Raw genomic sequence first — 1,598 nt, 5'->3', positions numbered from 1 at the left:
GTTGCGGTTGTTGGTATTGCCGGAGGCGGAAACCTCACAAAGCGCTCGTGATTTGTTGAATGTTGAGGCGAGTGAGGAGGTATTTCGGCGACGGTTGGATTTGGTAGAAAGTATACTGGTGAGTAAGTTTCCACAGTTGAGCTTGGAGGAGATACGGGAAATGTTGGATATTACCCAGGTTAGGCTTGAGGATACCCGGTTTTATCGGGATGTGTTGCAGAAGGGCCGCGAAGAAGGTCGCGAAGAAGGTCGCGAAGAAGCACAGACCCAGATGCTGTTGCGACAGTTAACCCGTCGCTGTGGTGAGTTGTCGGATATGCAACGGCAACAGGTGATATCTCTCAACTCGGGTCGAAGGGATGAGTTGGCGGAGGCTTTGTTAGATTTTCGGGGGATGGAGGATTTAGTGCACTGGTTGCAGACAGATGAAAACTGACAAACTTATCCCAAACCAACTCAGAATTGAAGAAACCCGGTTTTTTTGACAAAGACAAACCGGGTTTCTGGAAACAAGCGATCGCCTTAATCAAAGCCTTAATCAAAGCCTTAATCAAAGCCGTAATCAAAGCCGTAATCAAATTGGACTGAGTACCAGCCCCGTCCCAACATATGAAAACTGACAAACTATTTTATCGCATTTTCCTATGGCAACCGGAACTGATTGCTGAGTTAGTGCCGGGCATTCCCATGGACTGCCAATTTGATTATAGCGCTCCGGTGGTCAAAGAACAGGAACAGCGTATTGATGGCTTATTTACCCCTGTGGGGGATGATAACCCAGATTTGCCCTTGGTGTTCGTGGAAGCGCAAATGCAGCCTGATAGGGGATTCTACGGTCGCTTTTTTCGGGAAGTGTTCATGTATCTGGGACAATATGAGGTGAGCCGACCTTGGCGGGGGCTATTGATTTTCTCCAGTCGCAGCCAGGGGTTTGGGGTGGAGACTCCCTATCGCCTGCTATTAGATAATTTGGTAGAAAGGCTTTATCTCGAAGACTTGATTGGTMGGTCGGATTTGAGTCCGAATTTGGCGTTGTTGCGGTTGTTGGTATTGCCGGAGTCGGAAACCCCACAAAGCGCTCGTGATTTGTTGAATGTTGAGGCGAGTGAGGAGGTATTTCAGCGACGGTTAGATTTGGTAGAAAGTATAMTGGYGAGTAAGTTTCCACAGTTGAGCTTGGAGGAGATACGGGAAATGTTGGATATTACCCAGGTTAGGCTTGAGGATACCCGGTTTTATCGGGATGTGTTGCAGAAGGGTCGCGAAGAAGGTCGCGAAGAAGGTCGCGAAGAAGCACAGACCCAGATGCTGTTGCGACTGTTAACCCGTCGCTGTGGTGAGTTGTCGGATATGCAACGGCAACAGGTGATATCTCTCAACTCGGGTCGAAGGGATGAGTTGGCGGAGGCTTTGTTAGATTTTCGGGGGATGGAGGATTTAGTGCACTGGTTGCAGAGCATATGATGGTGTGAATCTATTATAGAATTTTTCTCAATATATTCATCAAGCGATCGCCTTAATCAAAGCCGTAATCAAAGCCGTAATCAAATTGGACTGAGTACCAGCCCCGTCCCAACATATGAAAACTGACAAACTAT

Annotated in this window: 3 protein-coding genes; all 3 read left to right on the top strand. The window is 47.8% G+C overall.

All coding sequences use genetic code 11. The features are described 5' to 3' along the window. Positions 1-436 (top strand): DUF4351 domain-containing protein (locus B9T16_RS28530; RefSeq protein WP_410246372.1); only part of this gene is annotated, 436 nt, incomplete at its 5' end. A gap of 26 nt (positions 437-462) precedes the next feature. Beyond that, the gene (locus B9T16_RS28525; protein WP_410246371.1) at positions 463-588 is read left to right on the top strand and encodes a hypothetical protein; all 126 of its coding nucleotides are present in this window, start codon (positions 463-465) and stop codon (positions 586-588) included. Positions 589-609: 21 nt separating this feature from the next. Further along, positions 610-1,464: a DUF2887 domain-containing protein gene (locus B9T16_RS28520; RefSeq protein ID WP_410246370.1), complete on the top strand. Its 855-nt coding sequence runs from the start codon at positions 610-612 to the stop codon at positions 1,462-1,464. Positions 1,465-1,598: the final 134 nt, after the last annotated feature.

This window comes from Arthrospira sp. PCC 8006 (assembly GCF_046480465.1).
Classification (GTDB): domain Bacteria; phylum Cyanobacteriota; class Cyanobacteriia; order Cyanobacteriales; family Microcoleaceae; genus Limnospira; species Limnospira platensis.
This window is presented reverse-complemented; position numbering and strand designations above follow the sequence as displayed.